Annotated in this window: 2 protein-coding genes and 2 pseudogenes; all 4 read right to left on the bottom strand. The window is 77.9% G+C overall.

Translation table 11 applies throughout. The features are described 5' to 3' along the window. A pseudogene (locus AB0F10_RS44915) lies at positions 1-329 on the bottom strand (hypothetical protein); the annotation flags it as partial. After that, the gene (locus tag AB0F10_RS44910) at positions 326-1,453 is read right to left on the bottom strand and encodes a glycosyltransferase family 4 protein (protein WP_360640636.1); all 1,128 of its coding nucleotides are present in this window, start codon (positions 1,451-1,453) and stop codon (positions 326-328) included. The pseudogene AB0F10_RS44915 and the gene AB0F10_RS44910, both read right to left, overlap by 4 nt. Then, positions 1,450-3,102 (bottom strand): lipid II flippase MurJ, encoded by a 1,653-nt coding sequence (locus tag AB0F10_RS44905; protein ID WP_360640634.1) that lies wholly within the window; start codon positions 3,100-3,102, stop codon positions 1,450-1,452. The genes AB0F10_RS44910 and AB0F10_RS44905 overlap by 4 nt, the downstream gene beginning before the upstream one ends. Further along, positions 3,099-3,357: pseudogene (locus AB0F10_RS44900) on the bottom strand (hypothetical protein); the annotation flags it as partial. The gene AB0F10_RS44905 and the pseudogene AB0F10_RS44900, both read right to left, overlap by 4 nt.

The raw sequence follows: 3,357 nt of genomic DNA, 5'->3' as shown, positions 1-3,357 counted from the left end.
GTGCGCGGGGGTTCGCGGCGGACCCCGGGTGGCCCGCCCCGGCCGCCTTTCCCTCCCTCCCCGCGGGCCCCCGGCCCCCGCCCGGGGCGGGGCCCCACGGCCAGGCCGGCGATGCTGGCGCCGGCGGCGAGCACGATCAGCAGGTAGGGCAGCCAGGTCCGGCCGCCGCGCCTGCGCGACGGCGGGGCGGAGTCGGGGCGCGGCCCGCGGCGCAGGCTGCGCCAGGCCCGGCCGGCCCACCGCTGCGGGCGCCACCGCGCGGCACCGCCCCGCCCGGCTCCGGCCGCGGAGGCCTCCGGGCTGGTGCGGGCGGGTTCCGCCTCGCTCATCCCTGTCCCGCCCGGGCGGTGGAGGTCACCGACGAGTACGCGGCGAGCACGTCCGCGACGGTGTCCGCCTCGGTCGGCCAGGTCGCGGCCCGCCGGGGCCCGCGGGCGGCGTAGTCGGCCAGCCGCTCCGGGTCGGCGAGCAAGCTGCGGACGGCGTCGTCGAGCGCGTCGACGCGGCCCGGCGGGATCAGCAGCGCGGCGTCGCCGACCAGCCCGGGCAGCCCGCCGACCGCCGTGCTGACCAGCGGCACGCCGGCGCGCAGCGCCTCCTGGGCGAACAGCTGCCGGGCCTCCCAGTCACTGCTGATCACGGCCAGGTCGGCGCCGGCCAGCAGGTCGGGCACGTCCTGGCGGTGCCCGAGCAGGTAGAACTTCGCGCGCAGCTCCGACGCGCGCTGGGCCAGCACCATGTAGCTGGGCCCGGAGCCCGCCACCACCACCACGGGCGCGGGCTTGAGGGCACGCCAGCGGGCGGCGGCCTCGAGCAGCAGGTCGTAGCGCTTCTGCGGGTGCAGCCGGCCGACGGAGAGGATCAGCGGGGTGCCCGGCGGCACCCGGAACTCGGCGCGCACGGCGGCCCGGGTGCGCTTGGGCGCGGGCAGGGTGGGCGCGGCGACGGCGCCGAGGCGGGCGGCGCGGGCGCCCAGCGACACGGCGCGCTGGACCAGGTCGTCGGAGGCGCCGAGGGTGAGCGTGGCCGCGCGGGCCACCAGCCGCTCGACCAGCGCGGAGGCCTGGCCGCGCAGGCCGCGGGCGAGCACCGCGTTGTGCCAGGTGACCACCAGCGGCGGGGCGGGACGGGCGAGCGAGGCCACGAACGCGGCACGCAGGCCGTGCGCGTGCACGACGTCGACGTCGCGGCCCACGAGGGCCCGGCGCAGCGCCCGGACCGAGCTGGAGTCCTGCGGGCCGGGGTTCGCCGGGATCTGCACGGGTGCGAATTCGGCGCCGGCGGCGGTGAAGCCGAACAACTCGTCGGTGGCGGACGGGCCGCAGACCAGGACCCGGCAGCCGGCGGCGAGCAGGCCGCGGACCAGCGAGGCCACGTGCTGACCGACGCCGCCGGTGCTGGAGCCCAGCACCAGCGCCACGGAGCCGTGCCACGGCTGCGCTGTGTCGGTCACGTTGCGTCCTTCCCGTCCGGCGCCGAACTCCGGCGGATCCGCGTCATCGCCTTGGCGACCAGGGGCCGCAGGTCGTGGCGGTCCAGCGGGTAGGTCACCGCCAGGAAGACGACCACCACCACGACACCGCCCAGCATGCCCGAGAGCACGCTCGTCCAACCTGCCGGGGTCGAGCCGAAAACCTGCCCGGCACCCTCGACGGCGCCCCAGCCCGCGAGCCCCGCGACGACCGCCGCAACGATACCCACGAGGATCGCGCGCGGCAGCCCCGCGAGCGCCGCGGCACCGGCGCGGCGGCGTACGGCTGCGATCAGCAACACACCCAGGGTGAGCATGCCCACGCTGTTGGCCAGGCTCAGTGACAGCACCTTCTCGACGCCGGGCAGGGCGCGCACCAGCACCAGGGCGGCGGCCGCGGCCACCGCCCAGCCCACCGCGGTCGCCGCCGCGGCCGACGCGGTCGCCCCGCGCGCATAAAGGGCCCGCGAGAGCAGCGCGAACAGCGCGAACCCGAGCAGGCCGGGCGCGAACCCGGCGATGCCCGGCGCGGCCCGCGGCGTGCCGAGCAGCGTCGCCACCGGAGCGGCGACCGCGAACAGCGCCGCGGCGCCGAGGCAGGCCAGCAGCGCCACCGTCCGGGCGGTCCCGGCCAGGGCGTCGCGGTAGCCGCCCTCGTCGCCGCGCTCCGCGGTCGCGACCAATGTCGGATATGCGGCAGTCGCCAGCGGCACGGCGAGCACCGCCCACGGCAGCAGGTACAGCGCCTGCGCCAGGTTGAAGGTGGTGAGGTCGCCCCGGCCCGCCGCCAGGAGCAGCACCACGACGACCATGAGCTGCTGGGAGCCGACGGTGACCGCGCCCGCCCAGCCGAGCCGGACCACCTGGCGGCCCGCGCCGCCCGGGAAGCGCAGCGCGGGGCGCAGCCGCAGCCGCAGGCCGCGCAGCGGGATCAGCAGGCACAGGCTGAGCACGACCACACCGAGCGTGGTGCCCACCGACAGGGCGGCCTCGCCGCCGGGGCTCAGCCCGGCCAGGTCGCTGCCCCGCCCGTCGACAAGCGCGTACGTCAGGTAGGCGAGCATCACCGTGACGCTGGACAGCAGCGGCGCGATGACCGGCCAGGCGAAGCGGTGGTGCGCCTGCAGCACCCCGGCGAGCACGATGCCGATCCCGTACAGGGGCAGCTGGGGCGCGAAGACCCGCAGCATCCGGGCGCCGACCTCGGGCGCGCCCGGCGGCATCGTCGACATCAGCCCGATGATGTGCCCGGCGAACAGCGCCACCAGGATCGCCAGCGGCACCAGCAGCAGCAGCGTCCAGGTCAGCAGCGCGGACGTGACGCCGTTGACCCGGTCGCGGTCCCCCGCGGCCACCGCGCCCGCCAGCAGCGGCACCACCAGGCTGGCCAGCGCGCCGCCGGCGACGAGCTCGAAGACGATGTTCGGGACCGTGTTGGCGGCGGTGTAGAGGTCGCTGAGGGTGTTGGGCTCGACCGTGCTGACGAAGACGACCGTGCGGCCGAAGCCCGCGATCCGGGCGAGCACGGTCAGCACCGCGATGAGCGCGGCCGCGCCGGCGATGCGCCCGGCGCCGGAGCGCCGCGCGGGCTTCGCGAGTCCGGCGAGGTCCTGGTCCGGCGTGCCCGTCATTCCGGCGGCCGGCGGCCGAGCGCGTCGAGCTCGCGCAGCCACGGCGTGTCCTGGATGACCTTGGTGAAGCTGACCTTCTCGCTGGCGGCGGTGAGCCCGGCCAGCACGGTCAGGGCGACGGCGCGCCCGGCCGGCCCGGTCCGGGCGGCCAGGGCGACGCCGAGCAGCGCGCCGAGCGCGTTGGCGCCCGCGTCGCCGAGCATGATGTCCTCGCCGAGGTCGGCGGGGAGCAGCGCCGCGCCCGCGCCGAGCGTC

The organism is Actinoplanes sp. NPDC026623 (genome assembly GCF_040638275.1).
GTDB lineage: Bacteria > Actinomycetota > Actinomycetes > Mycobacteriales > Micromonosporaceae > Actinoplanes.
Note: the sequence above shows the minus strand (reverse complement) of the source record. Positions and strands in the feature narration are given on the sequence as shown.